General features: G+C 62.3%; 21 protein-coding genes. 8 read left to right on the top strand and 13 right to left on the bottom strand.

Annotated elements, in window-relative coordinates:
• Nucleotides 1-171 precede the first annotated feature (171 nt).
• From IC609_RS12965 to IC609_RS12955, 3 genes are all read left to right on the top strand, one after another.
• Nucleotides 172-3,087 (top strand): ribonucleoside-diphosphate reductase subunit alpha, encoded by a 2,916-nt coding sequence (locus IC609_RS12965; RefSeq protein ID WP_191819941.1) that lies wholly within the window; start codon nucleotides 172-174, stop codon nucleotides 3,085-3,087.
• Between the two features lie 139 nt (nucleotides 3,088-3,226).
• On the top strand, nucleotides 3,227-4,354 hold the full coding sequence (locus IC609_RS12960; RefSeq protein ID WP_191819940.1) for a ribonucleotide-diphosphate reductase subunit beta: 1,128 nt from the start codon (nucleotides 3,227-3,229) through the stop codon (nucleotides 4,352-4,354).
• Nucleotides 4,355-4,546: 192 nt separating this feature from the next.
• Nucleotides 4,547-5,011 (top strand): histone H1-like DNA-binding protein, encoded by a 465-nt coding sequence (locus tag IC609_RS12955; RefSeq protein ID WP_191819939.1) that lies wholly within the window; start codon nucleotides 4,547-4,549, stop codon nucleotides 5,009-5,011.
• A 73-nt stretch (nucleotides 5,012-5,084) separates the two neighbouring features.
• Here IC609_RS12955 and IC609_RS12950 read toward each other — a convergent pair whose 3' ends face one another.
• The 6 genes from IC609_RS12950 to IC609_RS12925 all read right to left on the bottom strand — a co-directional run bounded on the left by IC609_RS12950 (nucleotide 5,085) and on the right by IC609_RS12925 (nucleotide 10,071).
• Nucleotides 5,085-6,008: a DUF3426 domain-containing protein gene (locus IC609_RS12950; protein WP_191819938.1), complete on the bottom strand. Its 924-nt coding sequence runs from the start codon at nucleotides 6,006-6,008 to the stop codon at nucleotides 5,085-5,087.
• A 37-nt stretch (nucleotides 6,009-6,045) separates the two neighbouring features.
• On the bottom strand, nucleotides 6,046-6,933 hold the full coding sequence (prmA, locus tag IC609_RS12945; protein ID WP_191819937.1) for a 50S ribosomal protein L11 methyltransferase: 888 nt from the start codon (nucleotides 6,931-6,933) through the stop codon (nucleotides 6,046-6,048).
• A gap of 15 nt (nucleotides 6,934-6,948) precedes the next feature.
• A complete protein-coding gene (accC, locus tag IC609_RS12940) occupies nucleotides 6,949-8,298 on the bottom strand; it encodes an acetyl-CoA carboxylase biotin carboxylase subunit (RefSeq protein WP_191819936.1) in 1,350 nt (449 codons plus the stop codon).
• Between the two features lie 14 nt (nucleotides 8,299-8,312).
• The gene (accB, locus tag IC609_RS12935; protein ID WP_191819935.1) at nucleotides 8,313-8,771 is read right to left on the bottom strand and encodes an acetyl-CoA carboxylase biotin carboxyl carrier protein; all 459 of its coding nucleotides are present in this window, start codon (nucleotides 8,769-8,771) and stop codon (nucleotides 8,313-8,315) included.
• Between the two features lie 150 nt (nucleotides 8,772-8,921).
• A complete protein-coding gene (locus IC609_RS12930; RefSeq protein WP_191819934.1) occupies nucleotides 8,922-9,470 on the bottom strand; it encodes a TlpA disulfide reductase family protein in 549 nt (182 codons plus the stop codon).
• Nucleotides 9,471-9,483: 13 nt separating this feature from the next.
• Nucleotides 9,484-10,071 (bottom strand): hypothetical protein, encoded by a 588-nt coding sequence (locus IC609_RS12925; RefSeq protein ID WP_191819933.1) that lies wholly within the window; start codon nucleotides 10,069-10,071, stop codon nucleotides 9,484-9,486.
• Nucleotides 10,072-10,109: 38 nt separating this feature from the next.
• Here IC609_RS12925 and mpl point away from each other — a divergent pair, with 38 nt between their 5' ends.
• Nucleotides 10,110-11,489: a UDP-N-acetylmuramate:L-alanyl-gamma-D-glutamyl-meso-diaminopimelate ligase gene (gene mpl / locus IC609_RS12920; protein ID WP_191819932.1), complete on the top strand. Its 1,380-nt coding sequence runs from the start codon at nucleotides 10,110-10,112 to the stop codon at nucleotides 11,487-11,489.
• Between the two features lie 186 nt (nucleotides 11,490-11,675).
• Here mpl and IC609_RS12915 read toward each other — a convergent pair whose 3' ends face one another.
• The 4 genes from IC609_RS12915 to rodA all read right to left on the bottom strand — a co-directional run bounded on the left by IC609_RS12915 (nucleotide 11,676) and on the right by rodA (nucleotide 16,589).
• Nucleotides 11,676-12,797, bottom strand: a complete 1,122-nt coding sequence (locus IC609_RS12915; RefSeq protein ID WP_191819931.1) for a 3-deoxy-7-phosphoheptulonate synthase — start codon at nucleotides 12,795-12,797, stop codon at nucleotides 11,676-11,678.
• A gap of 237 nt (nucleotides 12,798-13,034) precedes the next feature.
• Nucleotides 13,035-14,495, bottom strand: coding sequence for a metalloprotease TldD (gene tldD / locus IC609_RS12910; protein WP_191819930.1), 1,461 nt, complete (start codon nucleotides 14,493-14,495; stop codon nucleotides 13,035-13,037).
• A gap of 55 nt (nucleotides 14,496-14,550) precedes the next feature.
• Complete coding sequence (locus tag IC609_RS12905; RefSeq protein WP_191819929.1) at nucleotides 14,551-15,438, bottom strand: NAD(P)-dependent oxidoreductase; 888 nt, start codon at nucleotides 15,436-15,438, stop codon at nucleotides 14,551-14,553.
• Nucleotides 15,435-16,589 (bottom strand): rod shape-determining protein RodA, encoded by a 1,155-nt coding sequence (gene rodA, locus IC609_RS12900; RefSeq protein WP_191819928.1) that lies wholly within the window; start codon nucleotides 16,587-16,589, stop codon nucleotides 15,435-15,437. Before rodA ends, IC609_RS12905 begins: the two co-directional genes overlap by 4 nt.
• Nucleotides 16,590-16,665: 76 nt before the next feature.
• On the opposite strand from rodA, the gene IC609_RS12895 reads away from it, so the two are divergent.
• From IC609_RS12895 to ruvC, 4 genes are read left to right on the top strand one after another with little or no spacing between them, the layout of a single operon-like run.
• A complete protein-coding gene (locus IC609_RS12895; RefSeq protein ID WP_191819927.1) occupies nucleotides 16,666-17,271 on the top strand; it encodes a YqiA/YcfP family alpha/beta fold hydrolase in 606 nt (201 codons plus the stop codon).
• A 28-nt stretch (nucleotides 17,272-17,299) separates the two neighbouring features.
• On the top strand, nucleotides 17,300-19,348 hold the full coding sequence (locus IC609_RS12890) for a ribonuclease catalytic domain-containing protein (RefSeq protein ID WP_191819926.1): 2,049 nt from the start codon (nucleotides 17,300-17,302) through the stop codon (nucleotides 19,346-19,348).
• Between the two features lie 14 nt (nucleotides 19,349-19,362).
• Nucleotides 19,363-20,097, top strand: coding sequence for a monofunctional biosynthetic peptidoglycan transglycosylase (gene mtgA, locus IC609_RS12885; protein ID WP_191820227.1), 735 nt, complete (start codon nucleotides 19,363-19,365; stop codon nucleotides 20,095-20,097).
• A gap of 20 nt (nucleotides 20,098-20,117) precedes the next feature.
• On the top strand, nucleotides 20,118-20,666 hold the full coding sequence (gene ruvC, locus IC609_RS12880) for a crossover junction endodeoxyribonuclease RuvC (RefSeq protein ID WP_191820226.1): 549 nt from the start codon (nucleotides 20,118-20,120) through the stop codon (nucleotides 20,664-20,666).
• A 27-nt stretch (nucleotides 20,667-20,693) separates the two neighbouring features.
• Here the strand turns inward: ruvC and lpxC are convergent, their stop codons facing one another.
• From lpxC to ftsA, 3 genes are all read right to left on the bottom strand, one after another.
• Complete coding sequence (lpxC, locus tag IC609_RS12875; protein ID WP_191819925.1) at nucleotides 20,694-21,617, bottom strand: UDP-3-O-acyl-N-acetylglucosamine deacetylase; 924 nt, start codon at nucleotides 21,615-21,617, stop codon at nucleotides 20,694-20,696.
• A gap of 377 nt (nucleotides 21,618-21,994) precedes the next feature.
• Nucleotides 21,995-23,206, bottom strand: a complete 1,212-nt coding sequence (gene ftsZ, locus IC609_RS12870) for a cell division protein FtsZ (protein WP_191819924.1) — start codon at nucleotides 23,204-23,206, stop codon at nucleotides 21,995-21,997.
• 133 nt (nucleotides 23,207-23,339) lie between these two features.
• Nucleotides 23,340-24,569, bottom strand: a complete 1,230-nt coding sequence (gene ftsA / locus IC609_RS12865) for a cell division protein FtsA (RefSeq protein ID WP_191819923.1) — start codon at nucleotides 24,567-24,569, stop codon at nucleotides 23,340-23,342.
• Between the last annotated feature and the right edge of the window lie 18 nt (nucleotides 24,570-24,587).

Genomic DNA, 24,587 nt, shown 5'->3' with positions numbered 1-24,587 from the left:
CGCGGGGTATGGATCGACTCAAAAATGCCCGGTACACTACATCTAGTGGCCCAAATCCACCCCAGACACCAGATGTAGCGTTCACGCAAGTTTCAACAAATTTGCGGAATTTGTTAATTCGGGCCTTTTCCACGCGACCACAGCCTTGTTCAACAAACACAAAAAATGACCATGCACACCGACCTGAACATTTCTGCTTCCACCTCCGGCATCATGAGCCAGCCCACACCAGAAGCGGGTGCCGCCCCGACCCTGAACGCACTGGCCAATTACCAAATCATTCGCCGCAACGGCGCCGTGGTGCCCTTTGAACCGAACAAGATCGCTGTGGCGCTGATGAAAGCCTTTTTGGCGGTGCACGGCACACAAGGCGCCGCATCGGCCAGCGTGCGTGAAGTCGTGGAACAGCTGACACACAACGTGGTCCGCGCTTTGGTGCGTTCGCGTCCCGGTGGCGGCACTTTCCACATCGAAGACGTGCAGGATCAGGTGGAACTGGGTCTGATGCGCAGCAGCAACCACGAAGTCGCACGTGCCTACGTGCTCTACCGTGAACGCCGCACACAAGAGCGCGCCCAACAGCAGCAGCAGGCAGCCCCCGTGGCCAGCGAACCAGCATTGCACGTGCTCGACGCAGGCCAGCGTGTGGCCCTGGACCTGAACTACCTCAAGGGCATCATGGTCAATGCCTGTGCAGGCCTGGGCAAAGACGTGAGCGCCGAACCCATTGTGGCCGAAACGCTGCGCAACCTGTACGACGGCGTGCCGATGGAAGAGGTCTACAAAGCCTCCATCCTGGCCGCCCGCACCCTGATCGAAAAAGAACCCGACTACACCTACGTCACAGCCCGCCTGCTGATGCACACCATCGCCAAGGAAATCCTGGGCAAGGAAGTGACACAGGCCGATATGGGTCAGGCTTACATCGACTATTTCCCCCAATTCATCAAGAAGGGGGTGGACAACGACCTGCTGGACGAGAAACTGCTGCAATTCGACCTGAAGAAACTGGCCGAGGCCCTCAAGCCTGAACGCGACCAGCAGTTCGACTACCTGGGTCTGCAGACCCTGTACGACCGCTACTTCCTGCATGTGCGCAAGACCCGCATCGAGATGCCCCAGGCCTTCTTCATGCGCGTGGCCATGGGCCTGTCGCTCAACGAAGTCGACCGCGAAGCCCGCGCCATCGAGTTCTATGAAGTGCTGTCCACTTTCGACTTCATGTCCTCGACCCCCACACTGTTCAACAGCGGCACCTTGCGCTCGCAACTGTCCTCCTGTTACCTGACCACCGTGCCAGACGATCTGGACGGCATCTACGAGTCGATCAAGGAAAACGCCCTGTTGTCCAAGTTTGCAGGCGGCCTGGGCAACGACTGGACCCGCGTGCGCGCCATGGGCTCGCACATCAAGGGCACCAACGGCGAATCACAAGGCGTGGTGCCGTTCCTCAAAGTCGTCAACGACACCGCCGTGGCGGTCAACCAGGGCGGCAAGCGCAAGGGCGCGGTCTGCACCTACCTGGAAACCTGGCACCTGGACATCGAAGAGTTTCTGGAACTGCGCAAGAACACTGGCGACGACCGCCGCCGCACGCACGACATGAACACGGCCAACTGGATCCCCGACCTGTTCATGCGCCGCGTGATGGAAAAGGGCAACTGGACCCTGTTCTCGCCCTCCGACGTGCCCGATCTGCACGATCTGTTTGGTCAGGCTTTTGAAAAGGCCTACATCGCCTACGAGCAAAAAGCCGAACGCGGCGAAATCCGCCCCAGCAAGACCGTGCCTGCCACCGACCTGTGGCGCAAGATGCTGTCGATGCTGTTCGAGACCGGCCACCCTTGGATCACCTTCAAAGACCCCTGCAACGTGCGCTCGCCCCAGCAGCATGTGGGCGTGGTGCACTCGTCCAACCTCTGCACCGAGATCACGCTCAACACCAGCGACACCGAAACCGCGGTCTGCAACCTGGGCTCGGTCAACCTGTCCAAGCACCTGATCGATGGCCCCAACGGCAAGCAACTCGACCACACCAAGCTGCAAAAAACCATTTCGACGGCCATGCGCATGCTCGACAACGTGATCGACATCAACTACTACGCCGTCAAGAAAGCACGCGACTCCAACCTGCGTCACCGCCCTGTCGGCCTGGGCCTGATGGGCTTCCAGGACGCGCTGTACGAAATGCGTACGCCATACGCCTCGCAAGCGGCCGTGGAGTTCGCCGATCAGTCGATGGAAGCGATCTGCTACTACGCCTATTGGGCCTCGACCGAATTGGCAAAAGAGCGCGGCCAATACTCCAGCTACAAAGGTTCGCTGTGGGACCGCGGCATTCTGCCTCCCGACACCCTGGACCTGCTGGCCCGCGAGCGCGGCGGCTATGTGGAAGTGGACCGCTCCGCCACGCTGGACTGGGACGCTCTGCGCAAAAAAATCGCCAAGGATGGCATGCGCAACTCCAACTGCGTGGCCATTGCGCCCACTGCGACCATCTCCAACATCATCGGCGTGGACGCCTCGATCGAGCCGTGCTTCGGCAACCTGTCGGTCAAGTCCAACCTGTCGGGTGAGTTCACCGTCATCAACAGCTACCTGGTGCGCGACTTGAAGCGCCTGGGCCTGTGGGACGATGTGATGGTCATGGACCTCAAACACTTCGACGGCTCTTTGCGCCCCATCGACCGCGTGCCGCAGGACATCAAGGCGCTGTACGCCACTGCGTTTGAAGTCGAAACCACCTGGCTGGTGGAAGCCGCTGCACGCCGTCAAAAATGGATCGATCAGGCGCAGTCGCTCAACATCTACATGGCAGGCGCATCGGGCAAGAAACTCGACGACACCTACAAGCTTGCTTGGTTGCGCGGCCTCAAGACCACCTATTACCTGCGTACCACCAGCGCAACGCAGGTGGAGAAGTCCACGGTGAAAGCTGGCTCGCACAATGCCGTGTCTTCCGGCCTGCCCTCGGGCGGCATGGGCGCACACAACGCATCGGCCCCAGCAGCCCCCATGAGCGCCGCCCCCGCGACCGATGTGAAGTTCACCGCCATCGACGATGTCGGTTGCGAAGCTTGCCAGTGAGGCCATGCATCGTGCGGCACATCTGAACGCACCGCACGATGCAATTGCACAACACTTCAAGCATCTGCATGCGCAGAAAGTGAATCACTGCTTTCAAATTTGCGCGCATGCTTTCATAATTTGAGAACTGGAATTTTTTATGTTGTCCTGGGACGATCAAGTCAAACCCGCATTGCAGCCCGCAATGCCTTCTTTCGGTGATGCAGCAACTGCATCGGCTGCCGCATCGACTCCTCCAGCCTCGAACCTGCGCCGCATGACCGCTGCTGACAAGCGCGTCATCAATGGTCAGACCGACGTCAACCAGCTGGTGCCGTTCAAATACAAATGGGCCTGGGAAAAATACCTCGCCACTTGCGCCAACCACTGGATGCCGCAGGAAGTGAACATGAACCGCGACATCGCCTTGTGGAAAGACCCCAACGGTCTGACCGAAGACGAGCGCCGCATCGTCAAACGCAACCTCGGCTTCTTCGTGACCGCCGACTCGCTGGCCGCCAACAACATCACGCTGGGCACCTACCGCCACATCACTGCGCCCGAATGCCGCCAGTTCCTGCTGCGCCAGGCCTTTGAAGAAGCGATCCACACCCACGCTTACCAATACATCGTTGAATCGCTGGGCCTGGACGAAAGCGAAATCTTCAACGCCTACAACGAAGTGCAGTCCATCCGCGACAAGGACGAGTTCCTGATCCCGTTCATCAGCGCGATCATGGATCCCCACTTCAAGACGGGCACGCAGGAAGCGGACCAGACCCTGCTGAAGTCTCTGATCGTGTTCGCCTGCCTGATGGAAGGCCTCTTCTTCTACGTCGGCTTCACACAGATTCTGGCGCTGGGTCGCCAAAACAAGATGACCGGCGCGGCCGAGCAGTACCAGTACATCTTGCGTGATGAGTCAATGCACTGCAACTTCGGCATCGACCTGATCAACACCGTGAAGCTGGAAAACCCCCAGCTGTGGACAGCCGAGTTCAAGGCTGAAATCAAGGCCCTGTTCCTCAAGGCGGTTGAACTTGAATACCGCTATGCCGAAGACACCATGCCGCGTGGCGTGCTGGGCATGAACGCCTCGATGTTCAAAGGCTATCTGCGCTACATCGCCAACCGCCGCGCCACGCAAATTGGCCTGGAAGAGCTCTTTCCGAACGAGGAAAACCCGTTCCCCTGGATGAGCGAAATGATCGACCTGAAGAAGGAACGCAATTTCTTCGAAACCCGGGTCATCGAATACCAATCCGGCGGCGCACTTTCCTGGGATTGATCCCCTGCATACTTCTCGCATGAAGACCCTCTACAAGCCACACCCCATGCCTGCGTCAGCGGCCATGCGGTGTGGCTTTTCCGCGTTCATGGTGTTGAGGCCGGCCTCAGCACCATGGATCGCTTTGTGCTCTCCAACAGGCACAGAGTGTTTCCCTTCCGTTGATTTTTCAACTTGATCAAGGAGAAAACCATGGCAACTGCAAAAAAAGCAGCAGCGAAAAAAGCTGCCCCCAAGAAAGCTGTAGCAAAGAAAGCAGCACCGGCCAAAAAAGCCGTCGCCGCTAAAAAGCCAGCAGCTAAAAAAGCTGTAGCGAAAAAAGCAGCACCGGCCAAAAAAGCCGTCGCCGCCAAAAAGCCAGCAGCTAAAAAAGCCGTAGCGAAAAAAGCAGCACCGGCCAAAAAAGCCGTCGCCGCCAAAAAGCCAGCAGCTAAAAAAGCAGCAGCCAAAAAGCCTGCCGCGAAAAAGCCCGCTGCCAAAAAGGCCGTAGCCAAGAAAGCCGCTGCGAAAAAGCCTGCCGCGAAAAAGCCCGCTGCCAAAAAAGCAGCCAAAAAACCCGCTGCGAAAAAGGCCGCCAAAGCACCCGCTGCCCCCGCTGCGCAAACCACTCTGAATCCGCAAGCTGCGTGGCCATTTCCTTCGGCCGCCAAGCCCTGATCCAGCGTTCAGGCGTTAGCCTAAAAGCCCCGGCACCTGCAAAGGCGTCGGGGCTTTTTTTCAGACCATGGATTCAGCGGGCAATGAGGCGCAATTGTGCGCGGCTGGCGTCCACATCGGGCGCCAGGTCCACACGCAAGGTGCCTTGCCATGTCTGGCGCGCACCCAGCACATAAGGGGCGGAGGTCATGAAGCCCGTCAAGCGTTGATTGGAAACGGTCTGCCCTTGCGCATTGAGCAAGCTCAAATCGAGATCAGGCACAGGCAAGGACCCGGACGCCGAATGGCTCAAAGACCAGGCCAGGCGGTAGCCCGAACCATCCAACGTCAAAGGCTGCGCCTGCAGCGACCACAAAGACAAAGGGGGTTGCCACTGCGCGCGGCATGCAGAGGTACTGCACCACTGCGAGGCCCAACGCCCCCACTGCGGCCACTGAGTGAGGATGGCAGGCCTGAGGGCCAGCAAGACCTGCAGCAACACGGCAATCGCCATCAGCCACAGCAGCCACAAGACAAGGCCTGAGGTGGAACGTTTGGCGCTCGCGGGTTGCGCGTGGTCATGCGCAACAGGCTCAGGATCCTCCTTCAGGGCATCCTCATCGGGCACGGCGGGCACGGCGGGCGCGGCGGGCGCAGCGCGCATCTCCGGCATCTTGAACGATTGCAAGGCATCTTCAAAAGCCGCAATGGGAGAGGTTTCCTCCACAGTGGGCGCCACATGGGGCTCTTCCGACGCCACAGGCAAAGGCACCGTTGGCGCTGGTGATGGCGACTCTTTGTGCAGCAAACGCTCCAGATCGACACGCCCCAGCTGGGGGGCACCGACGTTGACGCGGTCGGTCAACGTGGGAATGACATCGGCCGCCACCACACGCCCGGCACTGTCGAACACATGTTGACATGTCCCACAACGCAGCCAGCCGTGGGCCTGCTGGAGTTGTTCAGACTCCACCTTGTAAACGGTGTCGCAATCAGGGCAACGGGTGATCCAGCTCATGCAGCAATTGTAGGGGGCCGGTCCGTCCAGAAACCGGTCAAGGTGCCTTGGTGGCTGTCATCAGGATCCAGCCATCCTCGGCATCGGCAACGTCCAGCGCGATCCAGGGCGCATAGGCCTGCTGCAGCTCTTGTGCCTGGCGCTCCAGAATGCCCGCCAGCACCAGATGGCCACCGGCCTGCACATGGGCACACAGCAAGGGTGCCAGCACCTTCAAGGGCGTGGCCAGGATGTTGGCCAGCACCGTCTGGTAAGTGCCTTGGGCCAACTCCGGCAAACCGGCGTTCAGGCTCACCGCATTGGCCTGTGCATTCAGCTGGGTGGACGTCACCGCCGCTTCGTCGATATCGACCGCATCGATGCGGCTCGCACCGTACTTGGCTGCACCGATGGCCAGAATGCCCGAGCCACAGCCGTAGTCCAGCACACGCTGACCCTGCAGGTCGTGCGAAGCAATCCAGCGCAGACACATGCGCGTGGTGGGGTGGGTGCCGGTGCCAAACGCCAGACCGGGGTCCAGACGGATGATCTGCCTGGCCTGCGCAGGCGGCTCGTGCCAGGTCGGCACGATCCAGAAGTCGGGCGTGATGTCGACCGGCGCGAACTGGGATTGGGTCAAACGCACCCAGTCCTGGTCTTCGACCTTGCGAATACCCAGCACCTGGCACGCGTCAAAAAAATCTTGCGCCGCCAGCAGGTCGCGGGCCTCCTTGGCCAACGACTCCTCAGCAAACAGGGCGACCATGCGCGAACGCTGCCAGCCATCTTTGGGGGCGGGCATGCCGGGCTCACCAAACAAGGCCTGCTCGGCGGGCGTCTGGGCGTCAGCGTCTTCCACCGAGACACTCAAGGCGTCCAGTGCATCGAGCGCATCGCTCAGGATTTCCACCCGGTCTTCCGGGCACAGCAGGCAAAGTTCGAACATGGTTCAGCCCTGTGATCAGCGCTTGTGCTGACTGAGCCAATGCTCAAGGTAGTGGATGTTGGTGCCACCCGCCATGAACTTGGCGTCCACCATCAACTCGCGGTGCAGCGGGATGTTGGTGCTGATGCCCTCGATCACGGTCTCGGCCAGCGCCGTCTGCATGCGGGCCAGAGCCTGCTCGCGGGTGTCGCCATGCACGATCAGCTTGCCAATCATCGAGTCGTAGTTCGGCGGCACGAAGTAGTTGTTGTAAGCGTGCGAGTCCACCCGCACGCCTGGGCCGCCGGGCATGTGCCAAGAAGTGATGCGGCCAGGTGATGGCACGAACTTGAAGGGGTCTTCGGCGTTCACACGGCACTCGATGGCATGCCCACGGATCTGGATCTGCTTTTGCGTGAAAGGCAGTTTTTCGCCAGCGGCGACCAGAATCTGGGTCTTGACGATGTCCACACCGGTGATCCACTCGGTCACCGGGTGTTCCACCTGCACGCGGGTGTTCATTTCAATGAAATAGAACTCACCGTTTTCGTACAGAAACTCGAAAGTGCCCGCACCACGGTAGCCGATCTTCTTGCATGCAGCCACGCAGCGCTCGCCGATCTTTTCGATCAGCTTACGGGGAATGCCCGGCGCTGGCGCCTCTTCGATCACCTTCTGGTGGCGGCGCTGCATGGAGCAGTCACGCTCGCCCAGGTACACGGCGTTCTTGTGCTTGTCGGCCAGTATCTGGATTTCGATGTGGCGCGGGTTCTGCAGGAACTTTTCCATGTAGACCGCAGGATTGCCAAAAGCTGCCCCAGCTTCCGCCTTGGTCATCTGCACGGCATTGATCAGGGCCGCCTCGGTGTGCACCACGCGCATGCCGCGACCACCGCCGCCGCCAGCCGCCTTGATGATCACCGGGTAACCCACGCTCTTGGCCACACGGCGGATCTGTGCGGGATCATCAGGCAATTCCCCCTCCGAACCCGGCACGCAGGGCACGCCTGCACGGATCATGGCCTGTTTGGCCGAGACCTTGTCACCCATGATGCGGATCGACTCGGGTGTTGGGCCGATGAACTGGAACCCGCTCTTTTCCACCCGCTCGGCAAAATCGGCGTTTTCGCTGAGGAAGCCGTAACCTGGGTGGATCGCCTCGGCATCGGTCACCTCGGCGGCCGAGATAATGGCAGGCATGTTGAGGTAACTCAACGCAGAAGGGCCAGGACCAATACAAACGGCTTCTTCGGCCAACTTCACGTATTTGGCTTCTTTATCAGCCACGGAGTAGACCATCACCGCCTTGACGCCCAATTCGCGACAGGCGCGCTGGATCCGCAATGCGATCTCGCCTCGGTTGGCGACCAGGATTTTCTTGAACATGAAAGCCCCAGTGCTTATTCGATGATGAAGAGCGGCTGGCCGTATTCGACCGCTTGACCGTTTTCGCACAGGATCTGGGTCACGGTACCGGATTTGTCCGATTCGATTTCATTGAGGATCTTCATGGCTTCCACGATGCACAAGGTGTCCCCCTCTTTGACCACCGAACCAATCTGCACGAAAGGTGCTGCGCCGGGGCTGGACGAACGGTAGAACGTGCCGACCATGGGCGACTTGACCGTGTGACCGGCGATCACGGCAGGCGTCTCGGCCGCAGGCGCGGCTTCTGCAGCAGGCGCTGCGACCACAGCAGGCGCAGCGGCGACTGGCGCAGCCATCATCACCGGGGCAGCCACCGCCACACCCGAACTCTTGACAATGCGGACCTTGCCTTCGGCTTCGGTGATTTCAAGTTCAGAGACATTCGACTCCGAAACCAGATCGATCAGGGTCTTGAGTTTGCGCAAATCCATGGGACCTCCATGCGTCAGGAAATGTAATGCTCCGAATTTACCCTAAATTCAGGGAAAATCCCTAGAAAAGGCAGGATTGCACAAGAAACTCGCAGCCACACACGCTGTTCACCGAGACGCACCCCCACCGCACATGCACTGGCAGACAAGTCAGGAGGCCGCAGACACCCAGGCCAACAAATCCTCTCGGGTCAATTGACCGAGTTTTTTGTTAAAAATGCGGCCATCTGCAGAGAAAAACACCGAAAACGGCAAAGAGCCCGAGGCATTGCCCAGGGACTTGGACAATTCGGTACCATCCAAACCTGCCAAAGCCACAGGGAAAGTCAGGGGCTGTCGCTCCAGGAAACGCCTCACCGCACTGGGCTGATCAATGGCCAAACCCAGCACTTGAAGGCCTTTGCCAGCATGTTCACGCCAGAAAGCCTCAATCATGGGCAACTCCTCCACACAAGGAGGGCACCAGGTCGCCCAGAAGTTCAGAAGCAAAGGCTTGCCCCTGAACGCTGACAAAGACAAGGACTCACCCGCCGGGGTCTGGAATTGCCGTGCCCACAAAGACTGAACGGCATCGGGCAAGGCCTCATGGGGCTTCAAACGCCACCAAGCCAGGCCCGCTCCAGCGGCTGCGGCCATCACGCCAGCAGCCAGCAGTCCGTGGCGACGCAATAAAGAAGAGGGTTCAGAGCGCTCGGTCATGGCTGCGATTGTGTCAGGCAACGCCCAACAAGCGCTCCAGCGCATGGATATCCCCGCGAGGGGCGCGGCCTTGTGCATCGGGTTGCAACGCCCCTCGCAGATCGTCCAGGTCATAAATGCGCAAATGCACCCCGATGTCTTCTTCCAGTCCCGGGCAAAAACTGTGCAGGCTCAGGACATCCACATCCTTGCCGTGCATGCCAGCGACCGTCCGGACCTCGTAGCGCTGGTTCTGGTTGATGAGAGCGATTTCTGCCGACTTCGCATCGTCGCAAAAAAGCGCCAGATCGATGTCCGACAAACGGGTCGCCCAGCCATGCCAGACCGCCCCCGTCAAATGCGGACGAAACGCCTGCAAGCGCCGCATCCACAGCAGGGCATGTTCGCGCAGGGCCAGCAACTCACCCGGCTGCGTGTCGCCACAAAACAGCGCAATGTACTCCTGCACCTGCGCCTCGACCTCGTCGTTGTCAGGCAACGCTGTTCGCCCTGGCAAACCCAGCGCCTTGACGGCGCGGTGCTTGGCCTGCCCAAAAGACAGGCCCTCTTCCACCACCAGCCGGGCGGCGGTGGCGGCAATTTCAATGGCAAGCTCACTCATGGACTGGGATTGTGCACGCCCCTCTAGAATCCTTGCCCATGCACATTCATATTCTTGGCATTTGCGGCACCTTCATGGGCGGTGTCGCTGCCCTCGCCCGCGAAGCCGGCCACCAAGTCACCGGTTGCGACGCTGGCGTTTACCCCCCGATGAGCGACCAACTGCGCGCCCTGGGCATTGAGCTGATCGAGGGCTTTGACGCAAGCCAAATGGCCTTGAAACCCGACGTCTACGTGATCGGCAACGTGGTCAGCCGGTCCCGTTTGCCTGACGGCAGTCCCAAGTTTCCGCTGATGGAAGCGATTCTGGACGCGGGAGCCCCTTACACCAGCGGCCCGCAATGGCTGGCCGAACATGTGCTGCAGGGCAAGCATGTGCTGGCCGTGGCAGGCACCCACGGCAAGACCACCACCACCTCCATGCTCACCTGGGTGCTGGAGCAGGCGGGTCTGCAGCCGGGCTTTCTGGTCGGTGGCGTGCCATTGAACTTTGGCGTCTCGGCCCGCCTGGGCGGCGGCAAATACTTTGTCATCGAAGCCGACGAATACGACACGGCTTTTTTTGACAAGCGCAGCAAATTCGTGCACTACCGCCCGCGCACGGCCATCCTGAACAACCTCGAATTCGACCACGCCGACATCTTTGACGACCTGGCCGCCATTGAGCGCCAGTTCCACCACCTGGTGCGCACCGTGCCCGGCTCGGGCCGTGTGGTCGTCAACGGCCTGGAAGAGAGCCTCACCCGCGTGCTGGCGCAAGGCTGCTGGAGCAAAGTGCGCAGCTTCGGTTCAACTGTGAGCGACTTTGTGGCCGAGGGCGAGCCCTCGCAGTTCAAGGTGCTGCAAGCCGGAAAACCGGTGGCCGAAGTGCGGTGGTCGATCGGCGGCGTACACAACCAGCTCAACGCGCTGGCCAGCATCGCCGCCGCCGAGCATGTGGGCGTGAGCCCGGCTGTGGCGGCGCAAGCCTTGGCCACATTTGAAAACGTCAAACGCCGCATGGAAGTGCGCGGCACCGTCCAACGCGAAGGGGGTGGCATCACCGTCTACGACGACTTCGCCCACCACCCCACCGCGATCCGCACCACCATCAACGGCCTGCGTCGCCAGGTGGGCGATGCGCGCATCCTGGCCATCTTCGAGCCACGCAGCAACACCATGAAGCTCGGCACCATGAAAGCCCAGCTGCCCTGGAGCCTGGAAGAAGCCGATCTGGCCTTTTGCCACTCGGGCGGTCTGGGCTGGGACGCCCAAGCCGCACTCAAACCGATGGGCGAACGAGCGCAAGTGGGCGCAAACATTGACGAAGTCATTGCCCAGGTGCTGGCCCAAGTGCAGCCAGGCGATCACCTGCTGTGCATGAGCAACGGGGGCTTTGGCGGAATCCACGCCAGACTTCTCGCCGCCCTTCAAAAGTAAGCTTCTGCGGGCTTGTTTGCCGGGGTAGGCGCAGACCGCCTCGGCGAACAGTCAATACCCTGAAAGCACCACTGAGCGGTCAGTGATGCTGGCCTTGGCCTGGGGACTTCAGGCGCGCAGCGACGTCGAGCCAGGACGAAGCCCGCGACGCTGAACACGGTGCCCGCGAGCAGGCACCGACAACGGTCAACGCGACCGCCGCGCCTTCACCGCATCCGACAGCACTTTCAGCACTTCTTCACTGTCGCCCCAACCGATGCAGGCATCGGTGATGCTCTGCCCGTAAGCCAGCTTCGTCACATCGTCCTTGCCGGGGGTGAACTTCTGCGCCCCGTCCACGATGTGGCTCTCGACCATGACACCAAACACCTGGCGTGAGCCGCCACTGATCTGGGCCGCGATGTCCTTGGCCACATCGATCTGACGCTCGTGCTTTTTGCTGCTGTTGGCATGGCTGCAGTCCACCATCAAGGTGGCGGGCAGCTTGGCGGCTTCGAGCTCCTTGCAGGCGGCGGCCACGCTGTCGGCATCGTAGTTGGGTGCTTTGCCACCGCGCAAAATCACATGGCAGTCCTGGTTGCCCTGGGTCTGCACGATGGCGACCTGGCCGTTCTTGTGCACCGACAAGAAGTGGTGGCCACGGGCTGCGGCCTGGATGGCATCGGTCGCGATCTTGATGTTGCCATCCGTCCCGTTCTTGAAACCGATGGGCGCCGACAGGCCCGAAGCCAGCTCGCGGTGCACCTGGCTTTCGGTGGTGCGGGCACCGATGGCGCCCCAGCTGATCAGGTCGCCGATGTACTGGGGTGAAATCACATCGAGGAACTCGCTGCCTGCGGGCAGGCCCTGGCGGTTGATCTCGATGAGCAGCTGGCGGGCAATGCGCAGGCCTTCGTCGATGCGGTAGCTCTCGTCGAGGTAGGGGTCGTTGATCAGACCCTTCCAGCCCACGGTGGTGCGGGGCTTTTCGAAGTAAACGCGCATCACGATCTCCAGCGTGTCGGCGTACTTCTCGCGCAGAGGCTTCAAGCGGCGGGCGTAGTCCAGGGCCGCAGCCGGATCGTGGATCGAGCAAGGTCCGATGATGACCAGCAGGCGGTCATCCTTGCCATGCACGATGCGCTGAATCGATTTGCGGGTGTTGGCGATCAAGGTCTCCGTCGCCGTGCCGGCGATCGGGAAGAACCGGATCAGGTGCTCTGGAGGCGGGAGCACGGTGATGTCCTTGATGCGTTCGTCGTCGGTCTGGCCGGTGCGGTCGATGCCATGGGGATACCAAGCGTCTGGGGCGGTGGTTTTGGTGTTCATCGGGGGCTCCTCAATTGAAAAACAGGTGAAAAAAAACCGCCGGGCTTGGGGGCTCCGGCGGTGTGTGTCGAGATGTTCGGGTGCTTATGCGCTCGCCTCTCGTCCGCCGGGGACTGAGAACCAAAAGTAAAAAAAGTCAAAAGCGATGCGCGAAGACATGGGGTTCAATGTATCACAGCTGGATGACAGTTCCTGACAGGACGCTCCGGGGACAAACCCGGATGACCTTTGGAGGCATCAGGCCGTGCCCCCAACGGTCAGGCCGTCGATGCGCAAGGTCGGCTGACCCACGCCCACAGGCACGCTCTGGCCTTCCTTGCCACAGGTGCCCACGCCCGAGTCGAGCTTCATGTCGTTACCGATCATGCTGATCTTCTTGAGCGACTCAGGGCCGCTGCCGATCAGGGTGGCCCCCTTGACGGGGTATTGGATCTTGCCGTTTTCCACCCAGTAAGCCTGGCTGGCCGAGAACACGAACTTGCCGCTGGTGATGTCCACCTGGCCGCCCGCAAAGTTGGTGGCGTACAGACCCTTTTTGATGCTGGCCACGATTTCTTCAGGGCTCTTGTCGCCGCCCAGCATGTAGGTGTTGGTCATGCGCGGCATGGGCACATGGGCGTAACTCTCGCGGCGGCCATTGCCCGTGGGTTTGACGCCCATGAGGCGGGCGTTCATCGCATCCTGGATGTAGCCGCGCAGGATGCCGTCTTCGATCAGCACATTCTTCTGGCTGGCGTGGCCTTCGTCGTCCACATTCAGTGAGCCCCGGCGGTCGGCGATGGTGCCGTCATCGAGCACCGTCACGCCCTTGGCCGCCACACGCTGGCCGATGCGACCGCTGAAGGCGCTCGAGCCCTTGCGATTGAAGTCGCCTTCCAGGCCGTGGCCAACCGCTTCGTGCAAGAGCACGCCGGGCCAGCCATTGCCCAGCACCACCGTCATCTCGCCCGCAGGCGCGGGGCGGGCTTCGAGGTTGATGAGCGCAGCCGAGACGGCTTCCTGCACATAGCTCTCGACCATGGCGTCGTCAAAATAAGCCAGGCCGAAGCGGCCACCGCCGCCACTGCTGCCGACTTCACGGCGGCCGTTTTGTTCGGCGATCACCGTGACCGACAGGCGGATCAAGGGGCGCACATCGGCCGCCAGCGTGCCGTCGGCTCGGGCCACCATGACCACGTCGTACTCGGTGGCCAGTCCCGCCATGACCTGCACGATGCGCGGGTCTTTGGCACGGGCGATCTTTTCGACACGGCCCAGCAGGTTCACCTTGGCGGTGCTGTCCATGGTGGACATGGGGTCCAGCGCGGGGTAGAGCGAGCGGCTGGCCGAAATCTTGCGCGCAGGCACCTTGATGCGCTTGTTTTGCGCCACAGCGCCAATCGAGCGCACCGTCATGGCCGCGTCCATCAGCGAGGCTTCGGAGATGTCGTCCGAGTAGGCAAAAGCGGTTTTCTCGCCGGACACGGCTCGCACGCCCACGCCTTGGTCGATGCTGAAGCTGCCCGTCTTGACGATGCCCTCTTCCAGGCTCCAGCCTTCGGAGCGGGTGTACTGGAAATACAGGTCAGCGTCATCGACCGCGTGGGCCTTGATGGCGTTCAGCGCCTGGCTCAGATGGGTTTCATGGAGCCCAAACGGGTCCAGCAGCAAGGACTTGGCCGTGGCCAGGCGTTCAATGGTCGGTTCGCATGAAATCATGGGCCCATTGTAGGCACCGACCAAGACCCTTGCCGACAACGGCCTGTGCGCAGCTTCAGCGCTGGCGCATGAATGGCAGCAAGGCCGCATCGTCCAGCCCGGCCCAACCTTGCGCCAGGGCCTGCGCAAACACATCTCTGGCCAAGCGTCCCAGAATCGGGTCAAAAGCGACCTCGTCCGCCGCCTGCACCGCCAGGGCCGTGTCTTTGGCCAGCAAACTCACATGGGCGCGAGGCGCCAAGTCACCCGCCAGTGCACGGCGCATGCGGTCTGAGCCTATCCAGCTTTGGCCGCTGGATGCTTCGATCACCGACAGCGTTTTCGCCGGGTCCAGACCGCATCGTTCGGCCAAAGCCATGGCTTCGGCCGCGCCCACCAGGTTCACGGCCGCCAGCAAATTGTTCACCAGCTTCGTGCGCGCGCCGTCTCCGGCACGCGTGCCGACGCGAAACACCTGTTGACTCAAAGCCTGGAGCAAGGCCTGGTGGCGCTCCCACACGGGCTCTGTGCAGGCCACCATCAAACTCATGCTGCCGTCTTGCGCGCGCAAGGGGCCGCCAGACATCGGTGCATCGATGCAATCGATGCCTCTTTGGGCAAGCCGTTGGGCCTGATCTTCCACCGTGGCGGGCCCCAGTGTCGGGCACAGCATGACGGTCTGCCCCGGCTTCATGGCCTGGGCTGCGCCGCCATCCCCCCAGAGCACAGCTTCCGTCTGGGCGGCATCCACCACCACGACCATCAACACCCCGGTGTCTGTCAATTGTTGCGCCGCTTCACAGGCCGACCTGAAAGCCCTGCCCCCCAAAGAAACCGCATGAAGCAGGGCCTTGGCATCCGAGTCGTACACCCCCACCGCCCAACCCAGCCGACACAAGCGGCTCAACATGCCGCCACCCATGTTGCCAGCCCCCACAATGGCGACAGGGATCGAAGGCTTCATGTTTGCACCAACTGCTTGGACTTGGCGATCGACATCAGGATACCCAGCCCCAGCCCCAGTGTGACCATGGCCGTGCCGCCATAGCTGATGAAGGGCAAGGGCACCCCCACCACCGGCAGGATGCCGCTGACCATGCCCATGTTCACAAAGGCGTAGGTGAAAAAGATCATGGTCACGCTGGCCGCCAGCAAGCGCGTGAACAGGGTGGGTGCCTGCGCAGCGATCACCAGTCCGCGGTAGACCATGAAGAAAAAGCCGGTGATCAGCAGCAAGTTGCCCGCCAGGCCGAACTCTTCACCCAAAGCCGCAAAGATGAAATCGGTGGTGCGCTCGGGAATGAACTCCAGGTGCGTCTGGGTGCCCTGCATGAAGCCCTTGCCCCACAACCCGCCCGAGCCGATCGCGATCATCCCCTGGATGATGTGAAAGCCCTTGCCCAGCGGATCGCGCGCTGGGTCCAGCAAGGTGCAGATGCGCTGGCGCTGGTACTCGTGCAGGACCCGCCAGTCCACCCCGTCCGCGCACCAGCTCGACTCCATCACCACCAGCACGCCCACGCCCACCAGTCCCAGCAGCACGGGCGGCACAATCCAGCGCCATTTGAGGCCCGCAAAAAAAATGACCGACAGCCCTGCCGCCAGCACGAGCAAGGCCGTGCCCAGGTCTGGCTGTTTCATGATCAGGCCCACCGGCACCAGCAGCAGCCCGCCGGCCACCGCAAAGTCCAGCGGGCGCAACTGCCCTTCGCGTTTCTGGAACCACCAGGCCAGCATCAGCGGCATGGCGATCTTGAGGATTTCACTGGGCTGGATCACCACACCCACATTGACCCAGCGGCGGGCCCCTTTTTTGGTGATGCCAAACAAGGCCACGGCCAGCAACAGCAACACCCCCAGGGTGTAGATCGGCACCGCCAGCGACATCAGCTTTTGCGGCGGGATCTGGGCCACCACGAACATGATGAAGCCAGCGATCAGCATGTTGCGGCCATGGTCCACAAAGCGGGTGCCGTGGTCATAGCCCGAGGAGTACATCACCGTCAGCCCGGCACAGGCCAGCAAGAACACCACGAAAGCCAGCGGCCCGTCAAACCCTTCGACGAGGGCCCACAGACGCTTGCGCAAGGGGAGTTTTTGAATCACGGCAACCATGCCCTGAATTATCGGGCCGATCCCTGGCCTCTCGCGCTCCAGTCGCCAGTAAATCCGCTGCCGCTAAGATTGGCCCATGACATCCGCCCCCCTGACGCACCTGCTCTACCTGCACGGCTTTCGCTCGTCACCCCAATCGGTGAAAGCGCAAAAACTGTCGCGTCTGGTGGCAGCGCAATACCCCGCGCTGCATTGGTGGTGCCCGGCCCTGCCGCCTTCGCCCCAAGCGGCCATGGCGCAACTCCTGGCCGGGCTGCAGGACTGGCCCCAGGCGGGCATGGCCATCATGGGCTCATCGCTGGGCGGGTTTTACGCCCATGTGCTGGCCCGTCAGATGGGCTGCCGCGCGGTGCTGCTCAACCCGGCCGTGCACCCGGCACGCGACTTGGCCGACTACATTGGCGAGCACCCGGCCTGGCATGACCCGAGCCAGCGCATCCATTTCGAAGCGGGCCACGTCGACGAGCTGCGGGTCCTGGAAGCCACGCCAGCGTGCCATACCCCGCCGTGCCTGGCCGTGATCGCCAAGGGCGACGAAGTGCTCGACTGGCGGGAAATGCTCGGCGCCTACGGCCAGGACCGGGTGCGGCTGATCGAGGGCAGCGACCACGGGCTTTCCGACTTCGACCTGTACCTGCCCGAGATCCTGGAATTTCTGGGCTTGCGCGCCCACACCCCTTGAACACCGAACGGCATGGGAAAATCAGACCATGTACGTCTTATTTGAAGAAACCGGCAAATTTCTGGCCGGGCGGGTCATGTCCGAAGCCGAAGCCTCCGCGCAAGTGGAGCTCGACTCGGGCAAACGGGTCAAAGTCAAGGCAGCCCAGATGCTGCTCAAGTTTGAAAAACCCGCCCCCGCAGCCTTGCTGAGCGAAGCCACCGCCCTCGCCCAGACCATCGAACTCGATCTGGCCTGGGAGTTCGCCCCCGAAGAGGAATTCGGTTTTACCGACCTCGCCACTGATTACTTCAGCAGCGGTGCCACCGCCGTGCAGCAAGCCGCCGCCCTGCTGCGCCTGTACGAGGCGCCGCACTACTTCCGCCGCGCAGGCAAAGGGCGCTTTCGCAAAGCCTCGGCCGAGATCGTGCAGCAGGCCCTGGCCGCCATCGAAAAGAAAAAACAGGTGCAGGCCCAAATCGAAAGCTGGGCACAGGCCTTGGTCGATGGGCAATGCCCCCAGCCCATCCGCGAGCAGCTCTACAAGATCCTGTTCAAACCCGACAAGAACACGCCTGAATACAAGGCTGTGGTCGAGGCCAGCAAAGCCAGCAAGACCGCGCCGCTCGATTTGCTCCAGCAAGCCAAGGCGATCGACTCGCCCTGGGACTTCCACTGGCAGCGCTTCCTGTTCGAGTGGTTCCCCAAGGGCACGGGCTTTCCGGCCCTGCAGGCCCCGGCCATCACCGACGCGCTGCCGCTGGCAGACGTGCAGGCCTTTTCCATCGACGACTCGCACACCACCGAGATCGACGACGCCCTGTCCCTGCAGGGCCTGGGCACGGGCACCGTCACCGTGGGCATCCACATCGCAGCCCCCGGTCTGGCCATCCAGCCGGGCAATGCCATCGACCTGCTGGGGCGCCAGCGCCTGTCCACGGTCTACATGCCGGGCTACAAGATCACCATGCTGCCCGACAGCGTGGTGCAAAACTACACCCTGCGCGAAGGCCAGGCTTGCCCGGCCGTGTCGCTGTATGTGACGTTGGACGAAGCCAGCCTGGAGGTCCAGAAGACCGAAACGCGCCTGGAGCGTGTGCCGATCCTGGTCAACCTGCGCCACGACCAGCTCGACGACCGCATCACACGCGAATGGCTCGAAGGCGAAGACCAGAGCGACCACGCCGATGTACCGGTGAGCCGTGCCACTTTGGGCTTTTTCTGGCGCCTGGCGCAAACCCTCAAGGCCCGGCGCGAAGTGGTGCGCGGCAAGCCCGAGACCTTCAACCGCCCCGACTACAGCTTCAAGCTCAACCGCGAGAGCAACGACAACCCGCCCACCGGCGACGAGACCGTCGTCATCGGCACCCGCAAACGGGGTGCGCCGCTGGACCTGATGGTGGCCGAGGCCATGATCTTGGCCAACAGCACCTGGGGCCAGTGGCTGGCCAGCCTGGGCGTGCCCGGCATCTACCGCAGCCAGGCCAGCCTGGCCCCCGGCGTGAAGGTGCGCATGGGCACCAAAGCGCTGCCGCACGCGGGCATTGGCGTGCCCAGCTACGCCTGGAGCACCTCGCCGCTGCGCCGCTACACCGACCTGGTCAACCAGTGGCAGATCATCGCCTGCGCGCGCCACGGCGCCACGGCCGCATTGGCCGCACCGTTCAAACCCAAGGACGCCGAACTGTTCTCGATCATCAGCGCCTTTGACGCCGCCTACAGCGGCTACAACGGCGTGCAGTCGGGCATGGAGCGCTTCTGGACGCTCAAGCACTTGCAGCAGCAAGGCATCACCGAACTCGACGCCGCCCTGGTCAAGGAAAGCGGCGGCGGCGCGTGGCTGGTGCGGGCCGAAACGCTGCCGCTGGTCTTCACGGTGATGGGCGCACAAGGCCTGCCGCGTGGCGCAAAAGTGCGCGTCAAACTAGGCGCGATTGACCTCATGGCCCTGGACGTGAGCGGCACCGTGACCGCGCACCTGGACGCCACACCCGATGCCGCCACCGACGCTGAAGACAGCGAAGACGACGACAATCTAAGCGCCGGGCCGCTGACCATCGCGGTCGACGTGAACGAAGCGCCGGCCGGGGACAACTGAGACCTGACACGATGATGAAGGCCTTTGCCCGCTGGTGCCTGCTGCTGCTTCTGGCCTTTGTTGGCCTGCAGCTGTTTTTTGCACTGCGCATCGGCAGCATGGCCTTCATCGCGCCCGAGTCCACCGCGTTCGAGCGCTCCCAGATCTGGCAGATCCTCTCGCGCGACGGCCGCCTGCCCTGGCGACAGGAGTGGCAAGCCATGGGCGCGATGTCGCGCCATCTGCAACGCGCCGTGCTGGCCTCCGAAGACAGCGCTTTTCCCAAGCACCACGGCATCTGGTGGGACTCGATTGAAAAGGCCTGGGACAAGAACAACAAGGCCAAAGCGCGGGCCGAGCAAAAGGCCCAGCAGCGCCCCAACGCCAGCCCGGCACCCGTGAAGATCGTCGGCGGCTCGACCATCACCCAACAGCTGGCCAAAAACCTGTTCCTCTCCGGCGAACGCACCATGCTGCGCAAGGCGCAAGAGACGCTGATCACCCTCACGCTCGAAGCCCTGCTGTCCAAGCAGCGCATCCTCGAGATCTACCTCAACAGCGTGGAATGGGGTGAAGGCGTCTTCGGTGCCGAAGCCGCAGCCCAGCATTACTTTCGCAAGCAGGCGGCCCAGCTGTCCGCCTGGGAGGCGGCGCGCCTGGCCGTCATGCTGCCCCGGCCGCGCTATTTTGAGAAACGCCCAGACTCGCCCTACCTGGCATCGCGCGCCGAGGTGATCGTGGGCCGCATGAACGATGTGGCCTTGCCATGACCGCCAACGCACCTGCCACCATCCGCATCCTGGGGATCGACCCGGGCCTGCAAACCACCGGCTTTGGTGTGCTGGACATGACCGGCTCGAAGCTGCAGTACGTGGCCAGCGGCGTGATCGAAACCACCAAGGGCGAGATGGGCAACCTGCCCGCGCGCCTGAAAATCATTTACGACGGCATCCGCGAAATCCACGCCCGCTACCAACCCGATGTGGCCTCGGTCGAGATCACCTTCATGAACGTCAACCCCCAGGCCTCGCTGATGCTGGGGCAGGCACGCGGCTGTTGCCTCACCGCTCTGGTGTCTTGCGATTTGCTGGTGGCCGAATACACCGCGCTGCAGATGAAGCAGGCCGTCACAGGCCACGGGCGCGCGGCCAAATCGCAGGTGCAGGAGATGGTCAAACGCCTGCTGCAATTGCCGGTGGTGCCGCGCCAAGACGCGGCCGACGCGCTGGGCCTGGCCATCACCCACGCGCACGCCAGCCCGTCGATGAACAAGCTGGCCGCGCAAGGCGTACTGAACCGCAAGACCCACGGCATGTACCGCAGCGGCCGCTCGCACTGAGCAGGCCACAAACTCGGCCAAACAAACTCACCAGGCCGGCTGCAGCGCAGCAAAGCCCTTGGGGGCCTGCGAGGGGTTCTCGAACGTGACGATTTCGTAGGCGTCGGGCTGCGACAGCAACTCGCGCAGCAGCAGGTTGTTCATGGCGTGGCCCGAACGGAAGGCGCTGTAGGCCGCCAGCAGGGGCTTGCCGACGATGTAGAGGTCACCCATCGCATCCAGGATCTTGTGTTTGACGAATTCGTCGTCGTAGCGCAGGCCGTCCGAGTTCAGCACCTTGTAGTCGTCCATCACGATGGCGTTGTCCAGACCGCCACCCAGCGCGAGGCCGTTGGCACGCAGCATCTCCACATCTTTGGTGAAACCGAAGGTGCGGGCCCGGGCGATGTCGCGGGCATACACGCCTTCGGACATGTCAAACACCACCTGCTGACCGGTGTTGTCCACCGCAGGGTGCTGGAAATCGATCTCGAAGCTCAGGCGGTAGCCGTGGTAAGGCTCCAGACGCGCCCACTTGATGGCGTCACCTTCGCCCTGCATGACCTGCACCGGCTTTGTCACACGGATGAAGCGCTTGGGCGCTTTTTGCTCGGTCACACCCGCACTCTGCAGCAAAAACACAAAAGACGAGGCCGAACCATCGAGGATGGGCACCTCTTCGGCGTCGATGTCGACGTACAGGTTGTCGATGCCCAGCCCCGCACAGGCGGACATCAGGTGTTCGATGGTCAGCACTTTGGCCTGGCCCACAGAAATGGTCGACGCCAGGCGCGTGTCGGTGACGGCTTCGGCCCGAACCGGAATGTCCACGGGTTCAGGCAGATCGACACGGCGAAAGACGATGCCAGTGTCGGCCGGCGCAGGGCGCAGCGTGAGTTCCACGCGTTGGCCACTGTGCAGGCCCACCCCGACCGCACGGGTCAGGGTTTTGAGGGTGCGTTGTGCGAGCATGGTGCGTATTTTAGTTTTTGCGGCATGGCTTGGGTTGTGGCCGGTCTTTTTGGGCTTGCGGGGGGCTGGGCGCGGCATGGCCGGTATCGGCATGCGCTCGACGTCGCTTCGCGCCTGAAGTCGCGCACACCGATACCGGCCATACCCCACCCAGCCAGAAAACACTCAGTACACTTTTCTCCAACGCACCTTTTTTGGTTGGAGATGTAGCGATGGGGGTTGGGGCTGTGCCTGTCGGGCGACTTCAGGCGCGAAGCGACGTCGAGCCCGACAGGCACAGCCCCAACCCCCATCGCGGCACGAAAGCAAAAAAGGGCCACCCCGACCCGCAGGTCGGAGCAGCCCTTCAAAGCACCAGAGAGAAAAACTGACGGGTGTCAGTCGGCCTGCTTGCGCAGGAAAGCGGGGATCTCGATGTCGTCCATGCCGGCGGCCGACATGCCGTCCACGCGGGTGGCCGCGTGGGTGCGGGCTGTGCGCCACACCGCAGGGGTGTTCATGCCACCGCCAATGGGGGCCATACCGCCTGTGGTCGAGCCCACAGCATCCTGACCGCCCAGCGTGAAAGGCACGTTGTCGGTACCGGTGCGCAGCACCTGCAGCGGAGGGGCCGAGCGGCGGGCACCCGCCTTGGACAGGCCGGTGGCCACCACGGTCACGCGGATCTGGTCGCCCAGGGACTCGTCGTAGGCCGTGCCATAAATCACATGGGCCTCTTCCGAAGCGTAGGCGCGGATGGTGTTCATCGCCTGCTTGGACTCGGACAGCTTGAGCGAGCCCTTGGCGGCGCTGATCAGCACCAGCACGCCCTTGGCACCCGACAGGTCCACACCTTCGAGCAGGGGGCAGGCCACGGCCTGCTCGGCCGCGATGCGGGCGCGGTCCGGGCCGCTGGCAGCGGCCGTACCCATCATGGCTTTGCCGGGCTCGCCCATCACGGTGCGCACGTCTTCAAAGTCGACGTTCACATGGCCAGGCACGTTGATGATCTCGGCAATGCCGCCCACAGCGTTTTTCAGCACGTCGTTGGCGTGGGCAAAGGCCTCGTCTTGGGTCATGTCTTCGCCGCCGGGCAACTCCAGCAGCTTTTCGTTCAGCACCACAATCAGCGAATCGACATTCGCTTCGAGCTCCTGCATGCCCAGGTCGGCGTTGGACATGCGGCGGCCGCCTTCGAACTCGAAAGGCTTGGTCACCACACCCACGGTGAGGATGCCCATGTCCTTGGCGATGCGCGCGATCACGGGTGCTGCGCCAGTGCCAGTGCCACCGCCCATGCCGGCGGTGATGAACAGCATGTGCGCGCCTTCGATGGCTGCGCGGATTTCGGCTTCAGCGCTTTCAGCAGCCTCGCGGCCTTTTTCGGGCTTGCTGCCAGCGCCCAGACCGGTTTGACCCAGCTGGACAAAGCGGTGCGCCGCGCTGCGGGCCAGGGCCTGCGCGTCGGTGTTGGCGCAGATGAACTCCACGCCCTGGACCTCGCGCTCGATCATGTGCTCCACAGCGTTGCCGCCGCCGCCGCCGACACCGATCACCTTGATCTGTGTGCCTTGGTTGAACTCTTCTGTCGCAATCATTTCAATGCTCATGGTGCTCTCCTAAATATCTGCAGTTGCCTGAATTGTTTTGAATTTTTCGAAAATGGATCTGTGGGGTGTCAACATCGACATCGCGTCAGCATCGGGGGACTGCCGCGGGCCAGGAAGCGTTTTTTCCAGTTCATCAGAAGTTCCCCACGATGAAGTCCTTGAAGCGGCCGAACGCGTTGTTCACCGAACTCTTTTTCTGTGTCACCTTGAAACCACGCAGGCGTGCCAGGCGGGCTTCTTCGAGCAGGCCCATGACGGTGGCCGCACGGGGCTGGGCCACCATGTCGGCCAAGGAGCCGGCGTATTTGGGGATGCCGCGGCGCACGGGCTTGAGGAAGATGTCTTCACCCAGCTCGACCATGCCTGGCATGACGGCGCTGCCGCCCGTGAGCACGATGCCCGAGGACAGCACCTCTTCGTAACCGGACTCGCGGATGACCTGGTGCACCAGCGAGAAGATTTCTTCGATGCGCGGCTCGATCACGCCCGCCAGCGCCTGCTTGCTGAGCATGCGGGGGCCGCGGTCGCCCAGGCCCGGCACCTCGACCTGCGCGTCCGGGTCGGCCAGCATCTGCTTGGCGTAACCGCTCTCGACCTTGATGTCTTCGGCGTCCTTGGTGGGCGTGCGCAAGGCCATGGCGATGTCGCTGGTGATCAGGTCACCCGCGATCGGGATCACCGCGGTGTGGCGGATCGAGCCGTTGGCAAAGATCGCCACATCGGTGGTGCCCGCGCCAATGTCCACGCAGGCCACACCCAACTCGCGCTCGTCCTCGGTCAACACGGCCAGGCTCGACGACTGGGGGTTGAGCAGCAGCTGCTCGACTTCCAGACCGCAGCGGCGCACACACTTGATGATGTTCTCGGCCGCACTTTGGGCGCCCGTGACGATGTGCACCTTGGCTTCCAGACGCATGCCGCTCATGCCAATCGGCTCTTTGACGTCCTGACCGTCGATCACGAACTCCTGCGGCGCCACCAGCAAGAGGCGCTGGTCAGTCGAGATGTTGATGGCGCGGGCGGTTTCCATCACACGCGCCACATCGGCGGGCGTGACTTCCTTGTCCTTGATGGCCACCATGCCACTCGAATTGAGGCCCCGGATATGGCTGCCGGTGATGCCGCAATTGACACGGGTGATCTTGCAGTCGGCCATCAGCTCGGCCTCTTTCAAGGCCTGCTGGATGCTCTGCACCGTGGCGTCGATGTTGACCACCACGCCGCGCTTGAGACCGTTGCCCGGCGCGATGCCCAGACCGGCGATTTTGAGTTCGCCGTCGGGCAGCACCTCGGCCACCACCGCCATGACTTTGGAGGTGCCAATGTCCAGCCCCACCACCAGATCTTTGTACTCTTTTGCCATTTTGTTCACCGTTTCTTG

This window comes from Limnohabitans radicicola (genome assembly GCF_014837235.1).
GTDB classification, from domain to species: domain Bacteria; phylum Pseudomonadota; class Gammaproteobacteria; order Burkholderiales; family Burkholderiaceae_C; genus Limnohabitans_A; species Limnohabitans_A radicicola.
The sequence above is the reverse complement of the archived record's forward strand: the minus strand, read 5'-3'. Positions and strand labels throughout refer to the sequence as shown.

Bases quoted from the DNA above. Each gene is read 5' to 3' on its own strand.
- IC609_RS12965 (WP_191819941.1), top strand. From the start codon at position 172: ATGCACACCGACCTGAACATTTCTGCTTCCACCTCCGGCATCATGAGC.
- IC609_RS12960 (WP_191819940.1), top strand. From the start codon at position 3,227: ATGTTGTCCTGGGACGATCAAGTCAAACCCGCATTGCAGCCCGCAATG.
- IC609_RS12955 (WP_191819939.1), top strand. From the start codon at position 4,547: ATGGCAACTGCAAAAAAAGCAGCAGCGAAAAAAGCTGCCCCCAAGAAA.
- IC609_RS12950 (WP_191819938.1), bottom strand. From the start codon at position 6,008: ATGAGCTGGATCACCCGTTGCCCTGATTGCGACACCGTTTACAAGGTG.
- prmA (WP_191819937.1), bottom strand. From the start codon at position 6,933: ATGTTCGAACTTTGCCTGCTGTGCCCGGAAGACCGGGTGGAAATCCTG.
- accC (WP_191819936.1), bottom strand. From the start codon at position 8,298: ATGTTCAAGAAAATCCTGGTCGCCAACCGAGGCGAGATCGCATTGCGG.
- accB (WP_191819935.1), bottom strand. From the start codon at position 8,771: ATGGATTTGCGCAAACTCAAGACCCTGATCGATCTGGTTTCGGAGTCG.
- IC609_RS12930 (WP_191819934.1), bottom strand. From the start codon at position 9,470: ATGACCGAGCGCTCTGAACCCTCTTCTTTATTGCGTCGCCACGGACTG.
- IC609_RS12925 (WP_191819933.1), bottom strand. From the start codon at position 10,071: ATGAGTGAGCTTGCCATTGAAATTGCCGCCACCGCCGCCCGGCTGGTG.
- mpl (WP_191819932.1), top strand. From the start codon at position 10,110: ATGCACATTCATATTCTTGGCATTTGCGGCACCTTCATGGGCGGTGTC.
- IC609_RS12915 (WP_191819931.1), bottom strand. From the start codon at position 12,797: ATGAACACCAAAACCACCGCCCCAGACGCTTGGTATCCCCATGGCATC.
- tldD (WP_191819930.1), bottom strand. From the start codon at position 14,495: ATGATTTCATGCGAACCGACCATTGAACGCCTGGCCACGGCCAAGTCC.
- IC609_RS12905 (WP_191819929.1), bottom strand. From the start codon at position 15,438: ATGAAGCCTTCGATCCCTGTCGCCATTGTGGGGGCTGGCAACATGGGT.
- rodA (WP_191819928.1), bottom strand. From the start codon at position 16,589: ATGGTTGCCGTGATTCAAAAACTCCCCTTGCGCAAGCGTCTGTGGGCC.
- IC609_RS12895 (WP_191819927.1), top strand. From the start codon at position 16,666: ATGACATCCGCCCCCCTGACGCACCTGCTCTACCTGCACGGCTTTCGC.
- IC609_RS12890 (WP_191819926.1), top strand. From the start codon at position 17,300: ATGTACGTCTTATTTGAAGAAACCGGCAAATTTCTGGCCGGGCGGGTC.
- mtgA (WP_191820227.1), top strand. From the start codon at position 19,363: ATGAAGGCCTTTGCCCGCTGGTGCCTGCTGCTGCTTCTGGCCTTTGTT.
- lpxC (WP_191819925.1), bottom strand. From the start codon at position 21,617: ATGCTCGCACAACGCACCCTCAAAACCCTGACCCGTGCGGTCGGGGTG.
- ftsZ (WP_191819924.1), bottom strand. From the start codon at position 23,206: ATGAGCATTGAAATGATTGCGACAGAAGAGTTCAACCAAGGCACACAG.
- ftsA (WP_191819923.1), bottom strand. From the start codon at position 24,569: ATGGCAAAAGAGTACAAAGATCTGGTGGTGGGGCTGGACATTGGCACC.